The following is a 19,668-nucleotide window of genomic DNA, read 5'->3' on the forward strand; positions in this document are numbered from 1 at the left end:
CGCGCCGTAAACCTGCCGCCTCGCCGGCCTCACGCCCGGGCCGCGTAGTCCCCCCGTAGCCGGTGCCAGCGGTCCGCCGTCCAGTCGGACCAGGCCGACGCGTCGTGGGGGCGACCGTCGAGCGCGTCCGCGAGGTACTCCAGGTGGCTGTGCCAGCCGGCGAGGCAGTCCAGCAGCTCCGCCTCCGTGGCCCGCCGCTCGTTGGTGAAGCGCACCACCGTCGAGTCCGTCCCGACCGCCTCCAGGTGGAACCGGATTCGCCCGTGGACGCTGACCGTGTACTCGGCGACATGCTCCGGGTCCCAGGCCGTGACCGTACCGGTGGCGACCGTGCTGCGGCCCTCGGCGTCGGTGTTCAGCCACCGCAGGGCGACCGCGCCGCCGATGTGGTGCTCCAGCTCGTCGGCGGCGGCCAGCCACTCCCGCAGGCCCTCCGGGGTGGTCACGGCGGCCCAGATCCGCTGTGCGGGATGCGGCAGATGGAGCTCGTACCGCAGGACGTGGTGATCACCGTCCCGCGTCTCGCTGGTGCCGTACGCGACGGTTTCTGCCATGGCACCAGCCTGACGCGAACAGGTGGGATCCGCACCCCACGCCCCTTACGCCAGCACCTTGTCGCGCCAGTGGACGAACAGGTTCTCCGGGTCTCCGGTGTACGACCACGGCACGCGCGTGGCCCGGTTGTCCAGGAGGCGGAAGACGTGGGCCGCGTCCTCCGCCATCCCGGCGTGCACGAGGCCGTGCGCCAGGTGGTTGAGGTCGGCGACGTCCTGCGCGTACGGATTGATCCGGCGGGCGATCCACTTCTCCACGGCCGTGCGCAGGTCCCAGCGGGCCCGCTCGCCGCTCCAGTGGTACGTCAGGCCGATCGCGGTCCGGCCCTCCGTCTCCGTCTGGTGGCGGTAGTGCTCGGCCCGCGCCACCTGGGGCAGCATCGCGAGCGGCGAGCCGGCCGGGACGTACGCGGCCGTCTCCCACGCGAAGTTGTACGCCTCGCCGTTCGAGCCGTGCCAGCGGGCGGACAGGTAACGCAGGGCCTGGTGGTGGCCCTCGCGGTGGTACGGGTCGCGGTTGCGGAGCTCCTTCCACCAGTGCGCCATGTGCGGATCCCCGCCCGCGTAGAGCCGGCCGAGCGTCACCAGGGACACCCAGGGGTGCGGGTCCTCGGGGGCCAGGTCGGACGCCTGGAGGCAGACCCGGGACACCCGGTCCAGGCTGTCGTGGGCCGGCATGGTCCCCGAGCGCGCGGCGGCGAACATCCGCATCACCTCGGTCTCCGCGCGCAGGACGGCCGCGTCCGGGTTGCCGGGGTCGGACGCCTGCCAGACGTCCACGGTCCGCCGGTTGGCAGCTGCGTCGGCGAGCAGACGCAGCCGGTGCGCGCGCCGGTCCCAGTCGTCGCGGGGCCCCTCGGCCAGCAGGTCGCGAGCGCCCTCCCAGCGGCCCATGACCATGTCCTGGCAGCCGTCCGCGAGGCGGGCGTCGCCGAACGCCTGGTCGTAGAGCGGTGCTCCGGGGCGGCGACGCAGCCAGGCTGACATGGGCGGGTCCTCCTTGGGGGCGGACTGAGACGTGAGGCGGACGCGTGTCGGACGGGTCAGAAGTCGGTGAGGACTTCGTCCCGCCGCTGGGCGGCCGCGGGGGCCGGTCCGGCCCCGGGGCCCGCGTAGTGGTCGTCCATCGCGTCGGCCTGCTCGGGATCCAGCGGAGTCGGCCGGAAGTACGAGCTGCCCCGGAACCAGGCCAGGAGCATCGGCACGACACCCAGGGCCAGCGCCCCGAGGCCGATGCCGAGCGCGCTGCCGCTGAGTTCGGGGATCGACCTGGCGAAGATCCAGGCCATGAAGACCGCGCCGCCGAGCGGCCACAGCCCGATGAAGACGAAGTTGCCCGCGGACCGGAACAGCACCTTGCGGTACGCGACGACGACCGACAGCCCGGCGAGAGCGTAGTAGAACGCGATGTGCAGTCCGATGCCGCTGACGGCGTCCCGGACGAACTGCGCTCCGGAACCCGCCGAGGCGGAGACGACGATGAGCAGCAGCGCCACGGCGGCCACGGCGGCGGTGGCCACCCACGGGGTCTGCCACTCCCGGTGGGTACGGGCGAACACGGCCGGGACCGTGCGGTCGCGGCCCATGGCGAAGAGCGTGCGGGTGGCCTGGAGGAGGGTGGTCTCCAGGGTGGCGATCATGGACAGCATCACGGCCAGGACGAGCAGCCGGCCGCCCCAGCCCGGCCAGATGACTTCGCCGAGCAGGGAGAGGAAGCCCTCGGGGTTCGCGCGTACCGCGTCCGAGCCGATGACGACGTTGGCGGCGACGGTGAAGAGGACGAAGACCGTGAGGGCCACCAGGACGCCCATGAGACCGCCGAGCCCGAAGCCGCGGCGGCTGCCGCGGGTCTCCTCGCTGAGGTTGCTGGTGACGTCCCAGCCCCAGTAACTGACGCCGGCGATGAGCGCGCCGCCAACGAAGGTGTGGGTGTCGTCGAAGTGGCCGAAGCCGAACCAGGAGAGGGAGAAGTCCGCCGCCGTGGCCTCGTGGGTGAGGGCGGCGACGGCAAAGGTCACGAGCAGCGCGAGCTGCGTGCCGGTGAGGATCGTCCGGGCGTACGGACTGATCCTGGCCCCCAGCGCGACCACGCCGGCCATGAGCAGGAACCAGCCGACGCCCACCCCGGTGGCCAGGCCGGTGTCACCGGCCAGCTCGGGGTCGACGAGGGCGAGCGTGGCGGCGCCGGCGGGCAGCGTCGCGGACACCAGGAAGACGGTGGTGGCGACCACCAGCGCCCATCCGCTGAGGAAGCCGAGGAATGGATGGAGGGCGCGCGCCACCCAGGTGTAGGTGGCGCCGGCGTTGACGTCGAGCCGGCCGAGGTGGCGGAAGGCCAGGGCGATGCCGACCATCGGGATCGCGCAGTACAGGAGCACCGCCGGGCCGGCGACACCGACGGCGACGACGAGCGCGGGGATCGTCGCCGCGATCGTGTAGGCCGGGCCGCAGCCCGCGACTGCCATGACGATGGAGTCGAACGTCCCGAGGGAGCCGGCGCGCAGGCCGCCCCCCTCGGTGCCGGGCCTCTTGCTCAACGGTCGCACCTTCCGATTACGTACGGTGGCCAGATCTTGCCCGGAGTGGCAGGGGTGACGCAAGTGGGAACCTACGATTTCTTTCGTCGCAGGGTTGGTTCGAAGTGCCGATACTCCTAAGTAGGGATGGTCAGCTTCGGATTTCGTTGCGAAGGAGCCTGAAACGCAAAAACGGAGCCCCCTGTTTCCAGGAGGCTCCGCCGAGAGTCCGCTCGCGGGGGTCAGACGCCCGCGTACGAGTGCTTGCCGGTGACGAAGATGTTCACGCCGTAGTAGTTGAAGAGCCAGCAGCCGAAGGCGAGCAGCGCCAGGTAGGCCGCCTTGCGGCCCTTCCAGCCCGCCGTCGCGCGTGCGTGCAGGTAGCAGGCGTACGCGACCCAGGTGATGAAGGACCAGACCTCCTTGGGGTCCCAGCCCCAGTAGCGGCCCCAGGCGTCGCCGGCCCAGATCGCTCCCGCGATGATCGTGAAGGTCCACAGTGGGAAGACGGCCGCGTTGACGCGGTACGCGAACTTGTCGAGCGAGGCGGCCGACGGCATCCGCTCCAGTACGGAGGTGGCGAAGCTGCCCGGCTTGCCGCCGCGGGCGAGCTTGCTCTCGTAACCGTCGCGGAAGAGGTACAGGAGCGTGCCGACGGCGCCCAGATAGAAGACCGCGCCGCAGAAGATCGCGGTGGAGACGTGGATCCACAGCCAGTACGAGTCGAGCGCCGGGACCAGCTGGTCGCTGTCGGTGTAGAGCCATGTGGTGGCGATGCCCAGGTCGAGCAGGACCGTGGTGACCAGGGCCAGTCCGAGCCAGCGGACGTTCTTCCGGGCGGCCAGGAAGGCGAGGTACGCGCCGACCGCCACCGTGGAGAAGGTGATGGAGAACTCGTACATGTTGCCCCACGGCGCCCGCTGCACCGACAGCGCGCGGGCCACCACCCCGCTCGCCTCGACGAGGAACGCGAGGGCGGTCAGCGAGACGGCGATACGGCCGTACAGGTCGCCCTGGGCGTCCCCGCCGGCCGCGCCCGGCCCGTCCGGGACGTCCCGGGTCCCGGCGGCGGAGCGGGTGACGACCTTCGGCTTGTCGAGGACGGCGGTCCCCCCGCCCTGCGCGGCGACCTTGACCGTGATCGCGGGAGCGGCGGCGGACCCGCCGGTCAGCGCGGCCGCCGTACGGCCGACCTTGCTACGGCTGCCGAACACCCACTCGGCGATGTGTGCGAAGAAGGCGAGCGTGTAGACCGCCATCGACGAATAGATCAGAACGTTGCTGATGTTGGCCAGGTTCTCGTTGGCCGCGGCAGCGAGAGTCACGCGCGCGCTCCTTCGACAGGATCCTCGGAATCTGCGGAATCGGTTGCAGGCGAATCCGCGGCCGGCGCGGTGGGCGCCTCCGCGTGCACTGCTGCGGCCAGATCGGCCAGCTCCTCCGGGAGCTTGGCGGACTCGCTGCGGCCGAGGCCCGCCATCTCGACGACGGTGACGCCGTCCGCGCCGCGCACGGCCCGCACCCACACCCGGCGCCGCTGGATGAACAGCGATCCGACGAGTCCGGCGATGGCCGCGATCGCACCGGCGAGGGCGAGGCCGCTGCCGGGCTGCTGGGAGATCTGGAAGGTGGCCCAGCGCTCCACACCCTCGAACTTCACCGTGCCGGCGCCGCCGGGCAGGGTCATGGACTCACCGGGCAGCAACCGCTGCTTGAACAGCTTGCCCTCGGAGTCCTTGAACTCCTTCATCTTGCTGGTGTCGAGCTGGTAGACGTTCTGCGGCAGGCCCGAGTCGACACCGAGGCTGCCGTGGTAGGCGCTCAGCGCGAGCACCGGGAAGTCCAGTGCCGGGAACTGCGAGAACATCTGCCCCTTGCCCTCGCCCGCGAAGGTCGGCACGAAGAACGCGTTGAAGCCGAGCTGCTCGTCCTTGCCGCTCTTGTCGCGGTAGCCGTCGGTCACCTTGACCGCGCCGGTCGAGGTGATGTTGGAGTCGATGGGCAGCAGCGGGACGGCACTGCGGAAGACCTTCTTGCCGCGCGCGTCGGTGACCGAGACGACGGGTGCGTAGCCGTGCCCGAGGAGGTAGACCTTCGTACCGTCGACCACCAGCGGCTTGTTGACCTCGATCGCGGCCTTCCGCGGCTCGCCGTCGGCGCCCTCGGCGATGGTGACGTGCGCCTTGAAGGTGCGGGGCGTGCCCTTCTGGGGCCCGCTGCGCTCGTACGTCGCGTCGAAGCGGTCCAGGGTGAAGCTGAACGGCGGCAGGTCGTCGGTGTTGAAGAGGCTGCCGGACTTGAAGTCGTCGTACTGGGTCAGCGTGTTGGCGAAGCCGCTTCCCCTGAGGACCAGTTTGCCGCCCTCGGACTTGAAGAGCTGTCCGGCGGCGAAGGCCACCAGCATCACGATCAGAGCGAGATGGAAGAGCAGATTGCCCGCTTCGCGCAGATAGCCCTTCTCGGCGGCGACCGCGTCACCGACCGTGTCGGCCCGGAAGCGACGCTTCTTCAGCAGCCCCTGCGCGGCCGCGAGTACCTCCTCGGGCTCGCTCGCGGTGCGCCAGGTCGTGTACGCGGGCAGTCGCGTCAGCCGCTTCGGCGCGCCCGGCGGGCGGCCGCGGAGCTGGCCGACGAACTGCCAGGTGCGGGGCACGATGCAGCCGATGAGGGAGATGAACAGCAGGAGGTAGATCGCCGAGAACCACACCGAGCTGTAGACGTCGAAGAGCTGGAGCTTTTCGAAGAGCGGCGTCCAGAACTCGTTGGCGGCCTTCCAGTCGGCGACCTTGAGCTCGTCCACGCTGGTCTGCGGGATCAGTGAGCCGGGGATCGCCCCCAGCGAGAGCAGAAAGAGCAGGATCAGCGCGACCCGCATCGACGTCAGCTGCCGCCAGAACCAGCGGGCCCAGCCAATGACGCCCAGCGCGGGAACCTGGCCGAGCTCTTCCCGGGGAGCGGTGGAGAGCTGGGAACCGGCGGCGCCGAGGTCCTGCTCGTCCGTCGTGTCTGTGTTGCTCATGGAGTCAGATCCCCACCGTGAAGCCGTCGGACCATGCCTGCATTTCGCCCACCATGCTGTCCCATACGCCGGTGACGAGCAGCAGACCGGTCGCGATCATCATGACGCCGCCGATGCGCATCACCCACGCGTAGTGCTGCTTCACCCAGCCGAACGCGCCGAGCGCCTTGCGGAACGCCACCGCGGCCACCACGAAGGGCAGGCCGAGGCCGAGACAGTACGCGACGGTCAGTACGGCCCCGCGGCCGGCGCTGGCCTGGTCGATGGCGAGGGTCTGCACCGCGGAGAGCGTCGGGCCGATGCACGGGGTCCAGCCGATGCCGAACATCACGCCGAGCAGCGGGGCACCCGCCAGACCCGCGACCGGCCGCTTGTGGAAGCGGAATTCGCGCTGGGTGAGCCCCGGGATCAGGCCCATGAAGAACAGGCCCATCAGGATGACCAGTCCGCCGAGCACCTTGGAGATGATCCCCCGGTTCTCCTGGAGGGTGGAGCCGAAGTACCCGAACAGCGCGCCGCCCGAGACGAACACCGCGGTGAAGCCGAGGACGAAGAGCCCCGCGCCCGCGACCATTCGGCCGCGTCTGGCCTCCGCCAGGTCGGCCCCGCTCACCCCGGTGACGTACGAGAGGTAGCCGGGGACCAGGGGAAGGACGCAGGGGGAGAAGAAGGAGACGAGTCCGCCGAGCACGGCGACCGGCAGGGCCAGCAGCAGGGCCCCGCTGAGGACGGTCTCGTTCACGCCGGGGGTCGAGGCGGCAAGGGCGAGCACAGGATCACTTCTCCGCGATCAGCGGGTCGATCATCTTGCGCAGCTTCGTGTCGTCGATGGCGGCCAGCGTGCGCGCCGCGATCTTTCCGTCCCGGTCGAGGACGATCGTCGACGGAATGGCCTGCGGAAGCAGCGTGCCCTTGGGGAATCGCAGCATGAGCTTGCCGATCGGGTCGTACAGGCTCGGGTACTCGACGCCGAACTTCTCCTCGAAGGCGAGCGCCGGCTGCTTGTCGTTGTCGCGGGTGTTGATGCCGACGAACTCGACGCCCTTGGCCTTGGTCTCCTTGGCGACCTTGGCGAAGTGCGGAGCCTCGGCCCGGCAGGGCGGGCACCACGAACCCCAGACGTTCAGCACGACGACCTTGCCCTTGAGGGCGGTGACGTCGAGCCGGCCGCCGTCGAGGGTCTCGCCGTCGAGCTTGGGGGCCGCCTGGCGTTCACCCTTCTTGACCGTGGAGATGCCGTCGGGCCCGGTGACGAAGTTCGTGTTGCCCGAACCGCCGGACTTGACGCCCGACCCGCCCGACTCGCCGCACGCCGAGAGCGTCAGCGCGCCGGCCGCGGCAACGGCGGTCAGCAGTGCGGCGCGGCGGCGGTACGAGCGGCGGTGGGGGGCGCTGTTACGGCTCATGTGAAAAGTTTCGCATGGGCGTTTTGGGGATCTTGCGCGCCCCCCGGAGGAAACGTTCAGGCAGCGGGAGTGGAGGCCGGCGCCGAGCCGAGGAAGCCGCTCCATCCGCCCGCCGGCTGCTGGCCCGGGGCGAGCGTGCGGAGTTTGGCGAGGACCTTCGGGTCCTGGACATCGAGCCAGTCGGTGAACTGCCGGAAGGAGACGAGCCGTACGTCCTTTTTGTCCGCCATGCCCTTCAGTGCCTCTTCCACGGCGTCCATATAGATGCCGCCGTTCCACTGCTCGAAGTGGTTGCCGATGAAGAAGGGCGCGCGATTGGACTCGTAGGCACGCCGGAAGCCGTTGAGATAGGCGCCCGTCGCCTGCCTCTTCCAGTGCGGATAGTTCGAGGGCACGCCGTTCGTCGAATTCTTCGACTGGTTGGCGAGGATGTTGTAGTCCATCGAGAGAACCTCGAAGGAATGCCCCGGGAACGGGACGGCCTGCAAGGGGAGATCCCAAATGCCCTGCTTCTTGTCCGGCCATGTCTGCAGACCGCCGGAGGAGCTGGCGTCATAGCGCCAGCCGAGCTTCTTCGCCGTCGGGAGCAGTTTGTCCTGACCGAGCAGACAAGGGGTCCGGGCGCCGGCGAGTTCCTTCGTGTAGTCGAAGGGAAGCGGTTCGAGATCGGTGAAGCCGGTGTTCGTACGCCAGTTGGTGACGAAGGACACAGCCTGGTCGATCTCGTTCTGCCAGTCGTCGGGAGACCAGTTGCCCACCGAGCCGGAACCGCCGCAGAAGTGGCCGTTGAAGTGCGTGCCTATCTCGTGCCCGTCGAGCCATGCCTGACGGACGTTCTTGATCGTCTCCTTCACGTGGTCATCGGTGAGATAACCGATGTCCGAGGCGCCCACCGGATTGTTCGGCGGCTTGTACAGGCTTTTCTTCGACTCGGGCAGCAGATAGAGCCCGGAGAGGAAGAACGTGTACGCGGCGCCGTGGTCCTTGGCGAGTTTGAGGAAGCGCGGGAACAGGCCGTTGCCCACCTCGCCCGCCCCGTCCCAGGAGAAGATCACGAACTGCGGCGGGGTCTGGCCGGGTTCGAGCGGCACGGGCTTCTCGGGCTGGTTCGGCTGCGGACCGGTGTCGGCGGTGGAGCCGTCACCGATCAGCTTCACGTCGTCCCCGGTCGGGCCGCCCGTCCCTTTGCCCTCACCCTTTCCGGGATCCGAGGAGCCCTGCCCGGACTCTCCGCCGGAGCCGCAGCCGGACATTCCCACAGCCGCTGCCGCACCGAGTCCCAGGCCGAGCAGGCCCCTTCGACTGAAGTCGCGCATCTGACCGTCCCCGCCCCTCGGCTCGCCCGCTCAAGTTCCGTCCCGCACAAGGACAATGACTGAGAGGCGGCTGAGGGCACAGCGGTTCCGCGCTACTTCCACATCTTTCGGTAAAGCGATGACGATCCCGGAAAGATCTAGGTTCTGTCCGAACCCGGGCCTAGGCGCCGAATGCCTTCGACTTGCCCTTGACCGGCTTGGCGCCCGCGAGCAGATGCGCCGGAACGAGATCCCGGGCCGGCTCGCTGTATCCGACGGACACGATGTTGTCGCCGCGGTACGTGAAGGACGTCAGCGAAGCCAGCGTGCACTGCCGCCGGCGCGGGTCGTGCCAGAGCCGCCGCCGCTCGACGAAGCTCCGTACGATCCAGATCGGCAGCTGATGGCTGACGCACACCGCCTCGTGCCCACGGGCCGCCTCACGCGCCGCGTCCAGGGCGCGGATCATCCGTACGACCTGGTCGACGTACGGCTCGCCCCAGGACGGCCGGAACGGATTGGTCAGGTGCTTCCAGTTCTCGGGCCGGCGCAGCGCGCCGTCGCCGACCCCGAAGGTCTTGCCCTCGAAGACGTTGCCCGCCTCGATCAGCCGCTCGTCGGTGACCACGTCGAGGCCGTGGATCTTGGCGATCGGCTCGGCGGTCTCCTGCGCGCGCTCCAGCGGCGAGGACACGACATGCGTGATGTCGCGGCCTTCGAGGTGCCCGGCGACCCGGTCGGCCATCCGGTGGCCGAGCTCGGACAGGTGGTAGCCGGACCTGCGCCCGTAGAGCACGCCGTCCGGGTTCTCCACCTCGCCGTGCCGCATGAGGTGGACGACGGTGATCTCGGCGCTCCCGCTGCCCCCCGGCCCGCTCCCCGTCGTCCCGCTCGTCCCGCTCATGCCGTTGCCTCCGTGGCCTCGGCGGCCGCGCGGGCGGCGGCGGGCAGGGCGGCGGCGATGCGCTCGACCGCCCGGTCGTCGTGGGCCGTCGAGACGAACCAGGACTCGAACGCCGACGGCGGCAGGTAGACGCCCTGCGCAAGCATCGAGTGGAAGAAGGCGTTGAAGCGGAAGGCCTCCTGCTTCTTCGCGTCGTCGTAGTCGCGGACGTCCTCGGCGGTGAAGAACACCGAGAACATGTTGCTCGCCGTCTGCAGCCGGTGGGCCACGCCCTCCTTGCCGAGCGCGTCCGTGACCAGGTTCTGGATCTCCCGCGAGACCGCGTCGACCTTCTCGTACGCCGCGTCGTCGAGCAGCCGCAGCTGCGCCAGGCCCGCGGCCGTGGCGACCGGGTTACCGGAGAGCGTGCCCGCCTGGTAGACGGGCCCGGCCGGGGCGAGGTGGGCCATGACATCGGCACGGCCGCCGAAGGCCGCGGCCGGGAAGCCGCCGCCCATGACCTTGCCGAAGGTCATCAGGTCGGGCTCGACCCCGTCGACGCCGTACCAGCCGGCCTTCGACGTACGGAAGCCGGTCATCACCTCGTCGGAGATGTACAGCGCGCCGTTGTCCGCACACAGGTCCTTCAGGCCCTGGTTGAAGCCGTCCCGCGGCGGTACGACGCCCATGTTGCCGGGCGAGGCCTCGGTAATCACACAGGCGATCTCGCCGGGGTGCGCGGCGAAGGCCTGGCGCACCGCGTCGAGGTCGTTGTACGGCAGGACGATCGTGTCGCCGGCCTGGGCGCCCGTGACACCGGGGGTGTCGGGCAGCGCGAAGGTCGCCAGGCCGGAACCGGCCGCGGCCAGCAGAGCGTCCACATGACCGTGGTAGCAGCCGGCGAACTTGACGACCTTGGCGCGGCCGGTGAAACCGCGGGCCAGCCGGATCGCCGACATGGTCGCCTCGGTGCCGGACGACACCAGACGTACCTGCTCGACGGGGCCGATCCGGGCCACGATCTCCTCGGCCAGGGCGACCTCGCCCTCACCGGGCGTACCGAAGGAGGTGCCACGGGCGACGGCGGCCTGAACGGCCTCGATGACGGCGGGGTGGGAGTGGCCGAGGATCATCGGCCCCCACGAGCAGACGAGGTCGACGTACTCGCGTCCATCGGCATCGGTGAGGTACGGACCGGTACCGGACACCATGAACCGGGGCGTACCACCCACGGCACGGAACGCGCGCACGGGAGAGTTCACGCCGCCGGGGGTCACGAGGGACGCGCGGTCGAAAAGCGTCTGCGAAACTGGGGCTTCGTACGGATAGCTCACACAAGCCATGGTGTCAGAGGCTCGGACGGTCTTGCGGACAGGTGTTTCACTGCCCGGCCGTGGGGGAGGTCACTGACACGATGATCGGGTTGCGCGGCGGGTGCTGTGCCATCTACAAAGCATTCGGGTGAAAGTTATGCATCGCGGTGGCGGACTGGGCGAGGGGACCGACGACCTGGGTCCCGAGCGTGCCCGGCGCGGCGGGCGGCACCGGCGTGGGCGCGACGCGGAGGCCGCGGAGACTGCTGACGCGGAAGCCGTGGGAACGGGGAGCAGGAGTGGCCGAGTGGGGGTGACCTACAAGTACTTCGGTGCTCCCGACGGAGCCACGGCGGCCCGCGTGCCCATTTCGATGCGCCCGGAGGAGCTCGGCGGTGACGAGCTCGGCATGGGCGGCATGTTCACCAAGATCAAGCCGGAGACGATGGCCGCGATGGTCCTCACCGGCATCGAGGGCATACCCCTGCACAAGGTGCCCCCGCTCGAGCTCGTCGTACTCCACCCCGACTACGCGGTGGTCAAGCTTCCGATGACGGTGGTCGACCCGCTGCGCGGCATCGGCGAGGAATCGGTCGGCGCGGCGGCGTTCATCTGGTCGACGGTCCCGGACCGGGGCGGTCCGCGGGACGCGTTCAACGTGTACCAGCTGCTGCACGAGTGGCAGGACTTCTCCCACCGGCTGCACGAGGCCGGCCACCAGCCGTACTGCCTGGTCTGGCCCTGATCCTCGTCCGGCCCTGATCCTCGTCCGGCGCTGACCCCTGTCCGGCCCTGATCCCCGTCCGGCCTGGTTGCCGTCCGGGCCTGCCCGTCCGCCGCTGATGCTTGTCCGGCCCTGATTCTCGTCTCGCTCCCGTCCTCCGGCCGGTCCAGGGTGACCGACCGTGCGGCAATTGCCCGGTCTCGTCTCCTCGGTCAACGCACTCGGGCGTGGGGCCGGCCCGCCTACTCGGCCGTGAAGGCGGGCCTGATCGCGCTCGCCCGCACGCTCGCCGTCTCGACCGCTCCCGCGGGCATCCGGGTCAACGCCGTCGCTCCCGGAAGCGTCGCCGCCGACGACGGCTCGGTGGGGCGGGAGCAGGACCCGGCCGTCGTCGCGGAGCTTCGGAGGTCCGTCCCGCTCGGGAAGCCGGCCACGGCGGACGATGTCGCCCGCGTCTTCGCCGCGCTGGCCCTGGACCTCACGCACGTCACCGGCCAGACGCTCGTCGTGGACGGCGGCCAGGACGCGCGACGGTGGATACGACCGACGCGATCCGGCCATTTTTGGCCGGGGAAGATCTCTTGCCCCCACTCCAGGCATGCCGATGCAAAAAACGTCGACCCGAATCGGTACGGGCATCGGCATCGGCATCGAGGGAGACGCGCCGTGGGCGACATTCTGCTGGCTCTGTGCATTCCGCTCATGGTGTGCGCGAGCGGGATCTACGCCGGCTGCGAGTGCCTGTGGCGGCGCCGGCATCCGGCGCCGCCACTCCCGTACAGCCGGGACGCCGCGAGATCGGCCGAGCGGGAGCTGATCGCCGCCGCGGAGGCCATCGTCGCCGAGTCCTACGCCGCGATCGGCGGCCTGTACGTCAGGGCGTCCAGCGTGGGTCCCGGCCGGTCGACGCCAGCAGCTCCTCGAACGGAGTCGCCCCGTCCGGAGCCGGGTACGGCTCCGCGAACATCTTCATCCGCCGGGCCGTCGGACCCGTCTCCGCCACCAGCGCGCCGAGCGCACTGACGACCGCCGCGTCCGGCGTGAAGTCCTGCCCGGTCGCCCGGGCCAGATCCCAGACGTGCACGGTCAGGTCGAGCAGCACCATCGAGCCGACCGTCCGGGCCGGGAGGTTCATCGCTCCCGTGGTGCCCTCCTCGGCACCGGGAACCGCCCAGGCGTCGACGAGCAGCCGGGTCTCCGCGGCGAACCGGCCCCGCCAGTCGCGCGCAGGCTCCGGCCCCAGATAGTCGGGCGTGTGCGAGAAGTCGGCTTCCTTCCGGGCCGCGAGCGCCTGGAAGCCGACCACCACATGCATCAGGTGGTTGAGCAGGTCGCGTACGTCGTACTCGGCGCACGGCGTGCGCGCACCGAGCTGCTGGTCGTCCACGCCGCGCACCACGGGCTCTGCGTGTGCGGCGGCTGCTTCGAGCAGGTCACTGATCTTGTCGGTCATACGAGCGACGCTACGAACGCCCGGCCCCCGCGGCTTGAAGAAACGCGACATAGGATCGCCGCCATGGCTGGTCCTCGGCGCGACACCCGGGGCATCGTCGATGCCCGGGAGCTCTTCGCGCGCGTGCGCTTCCGCCGCCGTGAGCCGGCCGGGCCGCTGCGGCCGTATCTGGAGCACTACTGGCTGATCGACTGGGACCTGGCGGAGCCGTTCGTGTCGCACGTCGTCCCGCATCCGTCCGTGAACATCGTCTTCCAGCGCTACGGCGACGGGCCCGCCACCGGGGAAGTGGCCGGGGTCGGGCTGGAACTCTTCACGCAGAAGCTGGAGGGCCGCGGCCGGGTGTGCGGAATCCAGTTCCGGCCGGGCGGCTTCCGCCCGTTCCTGACGGGCCGGCTGGCGGCGGGCCCGGGGCCCGTGCCAGGGCGGATGTCAGGGCCGATGTCCGGACCGGTGTCGGAGCTGACCGGCCGGCGGATCCCTCTGCCGGAGGTGTTCCCCGGCCTGCCCGGCACGCCCGGCCTGGTGCTGGGGCCGGAGCCGGACGACGCCCGCGTCCGCGCGCTCGACGACTTCCTGCTCGCCCTCGGCCCGGCACCCGACCCGCAGGCCGACCGCGCGATGGCCCTGGCGGACCGGATCCGGCGGGACCGTTCGATCCGCCGGGTCGGTGAACTGGCCGACGCGGCGGGCCTCTCGCCGCGCTCGCTCCAGCGGCTGTTCGCGGCGTACGTGGGAGTCAGCCCGAAGTGGGTCATCCTGCGCTACCGCATCCACGAGGCCCTGGAACGCGCCGAGTCGGACGCGGCGGTGGACTGGGCCGGACTCGCCGCCGACCTCGGCTACAGCGATCAGGCCCACCTGGTCCGCGACTTCACGGCGCGGGTGGGCGTCCCACCGACGGCGTACGCGCAGCCCATCGGCGGCAGCCGTGGTTCGGGGCCGCCGACAGGCGGGAAAACCATGGGCCCGGCTCCGCGGCCGGTGGCATGCTGGCGGCGTGAACGGACCGGAGATCCACCTCACCTTCGCCCCTGAGCTGCGACTCTTCGCCGCCCCCGAACGCCGCCTGGGCCCGACGAAGACCGTCACCGACGGATCATCCAGCCTCGGCCATGTCGTCGAGTCGCTGGGCGTGCCGCTGACCGAGGTCGGCCGGCTGCTCGTCGACGGGCGCGAGATGCCGGTCTCGCACGTGCCGCGCGCGGGCGAATCGGTGGAGGTGTGCGGGGTGGTACGGCCGCAGCAGGTGCCGGGCGCGCCGCTGCGCTTCCTGCTCGACGTCCACCTCGGAACGCTCGCACGGCGGCTGCGGCTGCTCGGTGTCGACGCGGCGTACGAGAACGAGGACATCGGCGACCCGGCGCTCGCGACGTGCTCCGCGGCGGAGCGGCGGGTCCTGCTGTCCCGGGACCGGGGACTGCTGCGACGGCGCGAGATCTGGGCCGGCGCGTACATCTACAGCGACCGGCCGGACGAGCAGCTGCGCGATGTCCTGGGCAGGTTCACACCGGAGCTCTCCCCGTGGACCCGGTGCACCGCCTGCAACGGGTCGCTGCGGGACGCCGACAAGGAGTCGGTCGGCGGGCACCTGGAGCGCGGCACTCAGCGTACGTACGACGTCTTCGCGCAGTGCGCGAGCTGCGGGCGGGTGTACTGGCGCGGCGCCCACCACGCGCGTCTGGAGGCGATCGTCGAGGACGCGCTGCGCGAGTTCGGCGACGCGGCGGCCTGAGCCGGCCGGGCGCCGGCCCGCTGCCCCCTGCTCCTACGGCACGTCCGGCCGTCAGGGCTGCTCCGCCGTCAGGTACCGCTGCACGGTCGGCGCGAGCCAGGCGATCACCTCGTCCCGGCTCATCGCCACGGCGGGCGGGAAGCGCAGCACGTACCGGGCCATCGCCATGCCGAGGATCTGTGAGGCGGCGAGCGCGGCGCGGGCCGGGGCCTCGGCGGGGTCGGGGCAGACGCCGGCGGCGAGTGGGCCGAGCTGCTCCCTGAACACGGCCTGCATGCGCTCCGCGCCCGCGGCGTTGGTGACGCCGACGCGCAGCAGCGCGGTCAGTACGTCGTCCCGCTCCCAGCGATCGAGGAAGTGGCCGACGAGCACCGCCCCGATGTGCTTGCCGGGCAGTCCGCCCAGCTCCGGGAGCCGGAGGTCGATCTCGGACGCGGCGGCGAACAGCCCCTCCTTGTTGCCGTAGTAGCGCATCACCATCGACGGGTCGATGCCGGCATCGCGCGCGATGGCGCGGATGGTGGCGCGCTCGTACCCGTCGGCGGCGAAGCGCTCGCGGGCGGCGTCGAGGATCGCGGCCCGGGTGGCGTCCGAGCGGCGGGGGGCGGGCGGGGCTTCCTTCATGCCAACGACTGTAGGCCAACAGGTGTTGACATGCCAGGGCGGGGCGTTCTACATTTGCCAACAAGCGTTGACCAACACTTGTTGGCCCACGAACGTTGACCGCCACTTCAGGAGGCAGCCATGAGCGGCAGGCCCAGCAAGGAGAACGGCACCGGCACGAGCATCACCACCAGGACCGGTACAGACGCCGGCACCGGCACCGGCGCGACCATCACCGACGTCCTCGTCGTGGGCGCGGGCCCCACCGGGATACTGCTCGCCGGCGACCTGGCCGCCGCCGGGCTCTCCGTCACCGTGGTCGAGCGCCGCCCACACGAAACGAGCAACATCACCCGGGCCTTCGGCGTGCACGCCCGCACCCTCGAACTGCTCGACGCGCGGGACCTCGCGGACGACCTCGTCAAGACGGGCAGCAGGATCACCCGGCTGCGGCTCTTCCGGCGGCTGTCCCTCGACCTCACTCGGCTGCCCTCCCGCTTCCCGTACCTGCTCATCACCCCGCAGTACGAGGTCGAGCACCTGCTGGAGCGCCGGGCCCTGTCCGCCGGCGTGGACTTCCGGTACGGCGTCGAACTGCGCGGCCTGCGCCAGGACGCGGACACGGTCACCGCCGAGGTGACGGACGCGTCGGGCGCCGAAACCACCGTTCGCGCCCGCTACCTCGTCGGCACCGACGGGGTGCGCAGCTCCGTGCGCAAGGCCCTCGGCCTGCCCTTCCCCGGCGTCTCCGTGATCCGCTCGATCGTCCTCGCCGATGTGCGCCTCACCGAGGAACCGGAAGGGCTGCTCACCGTCAACGGCGTCGGCGACGCCTTCGCCTTCATCGCCCCCTTCGGCGACGGCTGGTACCGGGTCATGGGCTGGAACCGCAGCCGCCAGGTCGACGACAGCGAGCCCGTCGACCTCGACGAGGTCCGGGAGATCGCCCGCCTCGCCCTCGGCACCGACTACGGCATGCACGACGCCCGCTGGATCTCCCGCTTCCACAGCGACGAGCGGCAGGTCCCCGAGTACCGGGTCGGCCGGGTCTTCCTCGCCGGAGACGCCGCGCACGTCCACTCCCCGGCCGGCGGCCAGGGTATGAACACCGGCATCCAGGACGCGGCCAACCTCTCCTGGAAGCTCGCCGCCGTCCTGCGCGGGCACTCCCCCGCATCCCTCCTGGACAGCTACCAGGCCGAGCGCCACCCGGTCGGCCGGGCGGTGCTGCGCAGCAGCGGCACCATCGTCCGCCTGGCGATGGCTCACAACCCGCTGCAGCGAGCGGCCCGTTCACTGGTCGCCCGCATCCTGAACACCGTCCGCCCGGCAGCCGCCAAGGCGCTGGGCATGCTCTCCGGAATCGGCATCGCGTACGCCGCGGAGCGCGGAGCCCACCCCCTCGCGGGCAGGCGCGCCCCCGACCTGGCGCTCACCGAAGGGCGTCTCTACGAACTGCTGCGGGCCGGGTCGTTCGTCCTGGTCACCCCGCCGTCCACCGCGGTGGACGCGCCCGCGCACGTCATACCCGCCCACTGGGCGGGCGACCGCCGTACCGCCCTGCTCGTCCGCCCCGACGGATACATCGCCTGGGCGAGCGACAAGCCGGACGACGACGGACTGCGTACGGCACTGGCCCGCTGGACCGGCGGGACCCGGTGAGTCCGGAACGGCACGGCCGGCATGGCAGGGTGATCCCATGCTCGTCGTCCGTTCCGCCGCCCTGTTCGCCCTCGCCGCCCTCTTCGAGATCGGTGGCGCCTGGCTCGTCTGGCAGGGCGTGCGCGGCAGCGACACCGGAGGCGGGCGAGGCTGGATCTGGATCGGCGCGGGCGTCATCGCCCTCGGCGCGTACGGCTTCGTCGCCACGCTCCAGCCCCACAGTGAGTTCGGCCGCATCCTCGCCGCGTACGGCGGGGTCTTCGTGGCCGGCTCGCTCGCCTGGGGCATGGTCGCCGACGGCTACCGTCCCGACCGCTGGGACGTGACGGGCGCCCTGATCTGCCTCGCCGGGATGGCCGTGATCATGTACGCCCCACGCGGCCACTGATCCGGCTGCCTATTCTGACCGCGTACCGATCGTACGAACGAGGAGCTGCCCCATGACCGCCGCCGCACGTACCGCAGTCGTCACCGGCGCGAGCAGCGGAATCGGCGCCGCCACCGCCCGGCAACTGGCCGCCGCCGGCTACCACGTCGTCCTCACCGCCCGCCGCAAGGACCGCGTGGAGGCACTCGCCGCGGAACTCAGCGACGCCGGCCACCGCGCCACGGCATACGCCCTCGACGTCACCGACCGCCCGGCCGTCGACGCGTTCGCCGCCTCCCTCGACCGCTGCGACGTACTGGTCAACAACGCGGGCGGCGCACTCGGCGCCGACCCGGTCGCGACCGGCGATCCGGCCGACTGGCGCACGATGTACGAGGTCAACGTCATCGGCACCCTCCACACCACCCAGGCGCTGCTCCCCGCCCTCACCGCCAGCGGCGACGGAACGATCGTGATCCTCTCCTCCACCGCGGCCCACGCCACCTACGAGGGCGGCGCCGGCTACGTCGCCGCGAAGAACGGCGCCCGCGTCCTCGCCGAGACCCTGCGCCTGGAGATCCTCGGCCAGCCGGTCCGCGTCATCGAGATCGCCCCCGGCATGGTCAAGACGGACGAGTTCGCCACCACCCGCTTCCGCGGCGACACCGAGAAGGCGGCCAAGGTCTACGCCGGCGTGGCCGAACCCCTCACCGCGGACGACGTGGCGGACACCATCACCTGGGCGGTCACCCGCCCGAGCCACGTCAACATCGACCTCTTGGTGGTCCGCCCCCGAGCCCAGGCGTCCAACACAAAGGTCCACCGCGAACTCTGACACCGGACCGGGCCTGCCGCCCGCGTGAAGGGCCGGTATCAGCCCTTCACGCAGACGACCTGCTTCAGCTTGGCGACGACCTCCACCAGGTCCCGCTGCTGGTCGATGACCTTCTCGATCGGCTTGTACGCGCCCGGGATCTCATCCACCACGCCGGAGTCCTTACGGCACTCCACGCCCCGCGTCTGCTCCTCCAGGTCCCGCGTCGAGAACCGCCGCTTCGCGGCGTTCCGGCTCATCTTCCGGCCGGCCCCGTGCGACGCGGAGTTGAACGACTTCGCGTTGCCCAGACCGCGGACGATGTACGACCCGGTACCCATCGAGCCCGGGATGATCCCGTAGTCGCCGCTACCGGCCCGGATCGCACCCTTCCGCGTGACCAGCAGGTCCATGCCCTCGTACCGCTCCTCCGCAACGTAGTTGTGGTGGCAGGAGATGACTTCGCCAAAAGTAACTTTTGCCTTCTTGAACTCACGGCGGATGACGTCCTGGCTGAGTGCCATCATGATCGCGCGGTTGTACTTCGCGTACTCCTGCGCCCAGAACAGGTCGTTCCGGTAAGCGGCCATCTGTGGAGTGTCCGCGATGAAGACGGCCAGGTCCCGGTCGATCAGTCCCTGGTTGTGCGGCAGCTTCTGGGCCTGGCCGATGTGGTACTCGGCCAGCTCCTTACCGATGTTCCGGGAACCGGAGTGGAGCATGATCCAGACGGAGTTGTCCGTATCGATGCAAAGTTCCCAGAAATGGTTTCCGCTTCCGAGCGAACCCATTTGCTTGACCGCCCGCTCCTGGCGGAACTTGACCGCTTCCGCGATCCCGTCGAACCGCTTCCAGAAGTCGTCCCAGCCCGCCGTCGGGAATGCGTGCAGCCGTCCCGGCTCCACCGCGTCGTCGTGCATCCCGCGGCCGACCGGGATCGCCTGCTCGATCTTCGACCGGAGTCGCGACAGATCCCCCGGGAGGTCGTTGGCCGTGAGCGACGTCCGCACGGCCGACATACCGCAGCCGATGTCGACGCCGACCGCGGCCGGGCAGACCGCCCCGTGCATCGCGATCACCGAGCCGACCGTCGCCCCCTTGCCGTAGTGGACGTCCGGCATCACGGCGAGACCCTTGATCCACGGCAGCGTGGTGACGTTCCGCAGCTGCTGCATCGCGCCGTCCTCGACGGACGCCGGATCGGTCCACATCCGGATCGGGACCTTCGCGCCCGGTACCTCTACATACGACATAACAGCCTCATTCCCCCGAAAAGTATGAAAACGCAAAAGCCTCGCATCAGCCCGTAAAGGAGACAACGGAC

The 19,668-nt window shown here is 70.6% G+C and carries 19 protein-coding genes and 1 pseudogene; 7 read left to right on the forward strand and 13 right to left on the reverse strand.

All coding sequences use genetic code 11. The annotated features are described in order from the left end of the window. Nucleotides 1-29: 29 nt before the first annotated feature. The 10 genes from ACWV17_RS23760 to hemL form a co-directional block, all read right to left on the reverse strand. A complete protein-coding gene (locus ACWV17_RS23760) occupies nucleotides 30-554 on the reverse strand; it encodes an SRPBCC domain-containing protein (RefSeq protein WP_455361304.1) in 525 nt (174 codons plus the stop codon). Nucleotides 555-599: 45 nt separating this feature from the next. Further along, nucleotides 600-1,541: a hypothetical protein gene (locus ACWV17_RS23765; protein WP_455361305.1), complete on the reverse strand. Its 942-nt coding sequence runs from the start codon at nucleotides 1,539-1,541 to the stop codon at nucleotides 600-602. 56 nt (nucleotides 1,542-1,597) lie between these two features. Continuing rightward, entirely contained in the window at nucleotides 1,598-3,019 is a 1,422-nt protein-coding gene (locus tag ACWV17_RS23770) for an APC family permease (RefSeq protein ID WP_455361332.1), read from the reverse strand. A gap of 293 nt (nucleotides 3,020-3,312) precedes the next feature. Next, nucleotides 3,313-4,395: a c-type cytochrome biogenesis protein CcsB gene (ccsB, locus tag ACWV17_RS23775; protein WP_455361306.1), complete on the reverse strand. Its 1,083-nt coding sequence runs from the start codon at nucleotides 4,393-4,395 to the stop codon at nucleotides 3,313-3,315. After that, nucleotides 4,392-6,089: a cytochrome c biogenesis protein ResB gene (gene resB, locus ACWV17_RS23780; protein WP_455361307.1), complete on the reverse strand. Its 1,698-nt coding sequence runs from the start codon at nucleotides 6,087-6,089 to the stop codon at nucleotides 4,392-4,394. The genes ccsB and resB overlap by 4 nt, the downstream gene beginning before the upstream one ends. A gap of 4 nt (nucleotides 6,090-6,093) precedes the next feature. Next, a complete protein-coding gene (locus ACWV17_RS23785; RefSeq protein ID WP_455361308.1) occupies nucleotides 6,094-6,861 on the reverse strand; it encodes a cytochrome c biogenesis CcdA family protein in 768 nt (255 codons plus the stop codon). Between the two features lie 4 nt (nucleotides 6,862-6,865). Then, complete coding sequence (locus ACWV17_RS23790) at nucleotides 6,866-7,495, reverse strand: TlpA family protein disulfide reductase (protein ID WP_455361309.1); 630 nt, start codon at nucleotides 7,493-7,495, stop codon at nucleotides 6,866-6,868. Nucleotides 7,496-7,551: 56 nt separating this feature from the next. Continuing rightward, a complete protein-coding gene (locus ACWV17_RS23795; protein WP_455361310.1) occupies nucleotides 7,552-8,811 on the reverse strand; it encodes a hypothetical protein in 1,260 nt (419 codons plus the stop codon). 160 nt (nucleotides 8,812-8,971) lie between these two features. Continuing rightward, on the reverse strand, nucleotides 8,972-9,694 hold the full coding sequence (locus tag ACWV17_RS23800) for a histidine phosphatase family protein (protein ID WP_455352319.1): 723 nt from the start codon (nucleotides 9,692-9,694) through the stop codon (nucleotides 8,972-8,974). After that, the gene (hemL, locus tag ACWV17_RS23805; RefSeq protein ID WP_455361311.1) at nucleotides 9,691-11,016 is read right to left on the reverse strand and encodes a glutamate-1-semialdehyde 2,1-aminomutase; all 1,326 of its coding nucleotides are present in this window, start codon (nucleotides 11,014-11,016) and stop codon (nucleotides 9,691-9,693) included. The genes ACWV17_RS23800 and hemL overlap by 4 nt, the downstream gene beginning before the upstream one ends. Before the next feature lie 127 nt (nucleotides 11,017-11,143). On the opposite strand from hemL, the gene ACWV17_RS23810 reads away from it, so the two are divergent. Together ACWV17_RS23810 and ACWV17_RS23815 are read left to right on the forward strand one after the other, a co-directional pair. Then, nucleotides 11,144-11,731 carry a hypothetical protein gene (locus ACWV17_RS23810; RefSeq protein WP_455352576.1) on the forward strand — a complete coding sequence of 196 codons (588 nt, stop codon included), beginning with the start codon at nucleotides 11,144-11,146 and terminating at the stop codon, nucleotides 11,729-11,731. A gap of 231 nt (nucleotides 11,732-11,962) precedes the next feature. Next, nucleotides 11,963-12,169, forward strand: a pseudogene (locus ACWV17_RS23815) (SDR family oxidoreductase); the annotation flags it as partial. A 415-nt stretch (nucleotides 12,170-12,584) separates the two neighbouring features. Here the strand turns inward: ACWV17_RS23815 and ACWV17_RS23820 are convergent. Continuing rightward, the gene (locus ACWV17_RS23820) at nucleotides 12,585-13,163 is read right to left on the reverse strand and encodes a TIGR03086 family metal-binding protein (RefSeq protein WP_455361312.1); all 579 of its coding nucleotides are present in this window, start codon (nucleotides 13,161-13,163) and stop codon (nucleotides 12,585-12,587) included. A gap of 63 nt (nucleotides 13,164-13,226) precedes the next feature. Between ACWV17_RS23820 and ACWV17_RS23825 the strand changes: the two genes are divergently transcribed. After that, entirely contained in the window at nucleotides 13,227-14,201 is a 975-nt protein-coding gene (locus tag ACWV17_RS23825; RefSeq protein WP_455361313.1) for an AraC family transcriptional regulator, read from the forward strand. Continuing rightward, complete coding sequence (locus ACWV17_RS23830) at nucleotides 14,164-14,898, forward strand: Mut7-C RNAse domain-containing protein (RefSeq protein ID WP_455352315.1); 735 nt, start codon at nucleotides 14,164-14,166, stop codon at nucleotides 14,896-14,898. Before ACWV17_RS23825 ends, ACWV17_RS23830 begins: the two co-directional genes overlap by 38 nt. 51 nt (nucleotides 14,899-14,949) lie before the next feature. Here ACWV17_RS23830 and ACWV17_RS23835 read toward each other — a convergent pair whose 3' ends face one another. Next, nucleotides 14,950-15,522: a TetR/AcrR family transcriptional regulator gene (locus ACWV17_RS23835; RefSeq protein WP_455361314.1), complete on the reverse strand. Its 573-nt coding sequence runs from the start codon at nucleotides 15,520-15,522 to the stop codon at nucleotides 14,950-14,952. Nucleotides 15,523-15,642: 120 nt separating this feature from the next. Between ACWV17_RS23835 and ACWV17_RS23840 the strand changes: the two genes are divergently transcribed. The 3 genes from ACWV17_RS23840 to ACWV17_RS23850 are packed head-to-tail and all read left to right on the forward strand — an operon-like array spanning nucleotide 15,643 to nucleotide 18,365. Next, nucleotides 15,643-17,163, forward strand: a complete 1,521-nt coding sequence (locus ACWV17_RS23840) for an FAD-dependent monooxygenase (RefSeq protein ID WP_455361315.1) — start codon at nucleotides 15,643-15,645, stop codon at nucleotides 17,161-17,163. 37 nt (nucleotides 17,164-17,200) lie between these two features. Continuing rightward, a complete protein-coding gene (locus ACWV17_RS23845) occupies nucleotides 17,201-17,551 on the forward strand; it encodes a YnfA family protein (protein WP_455352312.1) in 351 nt (116 codons plus the stop codon). 52 nt (nucleotides 17,552-17,603) lie between these two features. Continuing rightward, the gene (locus ACWV17_RS23850; protein ID WP_455352311.1) at nucleotides 17,604-18,365 is read left to right on the forward strand and encodes an SDR family NAD(P)-dependent oxidoreductase; all 762 of its coding nucleotides are present in this window, start codon (nucleotides 17,604-17,606) and stop codon (nucleotides 18,363-18,365) included. Nucleotides 18,366-18,403: 38 nt separating this feature from the next. Here the strand turns inward: ACWV17_RS23850 and ACWV17_RS23855 are convergent, their stop codons facing one another. After that, entirely contained in the window at nucleotides 18,404-19,597 is a 1,194-nt protein-coding gene (locus ACWV17_RS23855) for an RtcB family protein (protein ID WP_455352310.1), read from the reverse strand. Nucleotides 19,598-19,668 lie beyond the last annotated feature (71 nt).

It is taken from the genome of Streptomyces mabaensis (assembly GCF_053763515.1).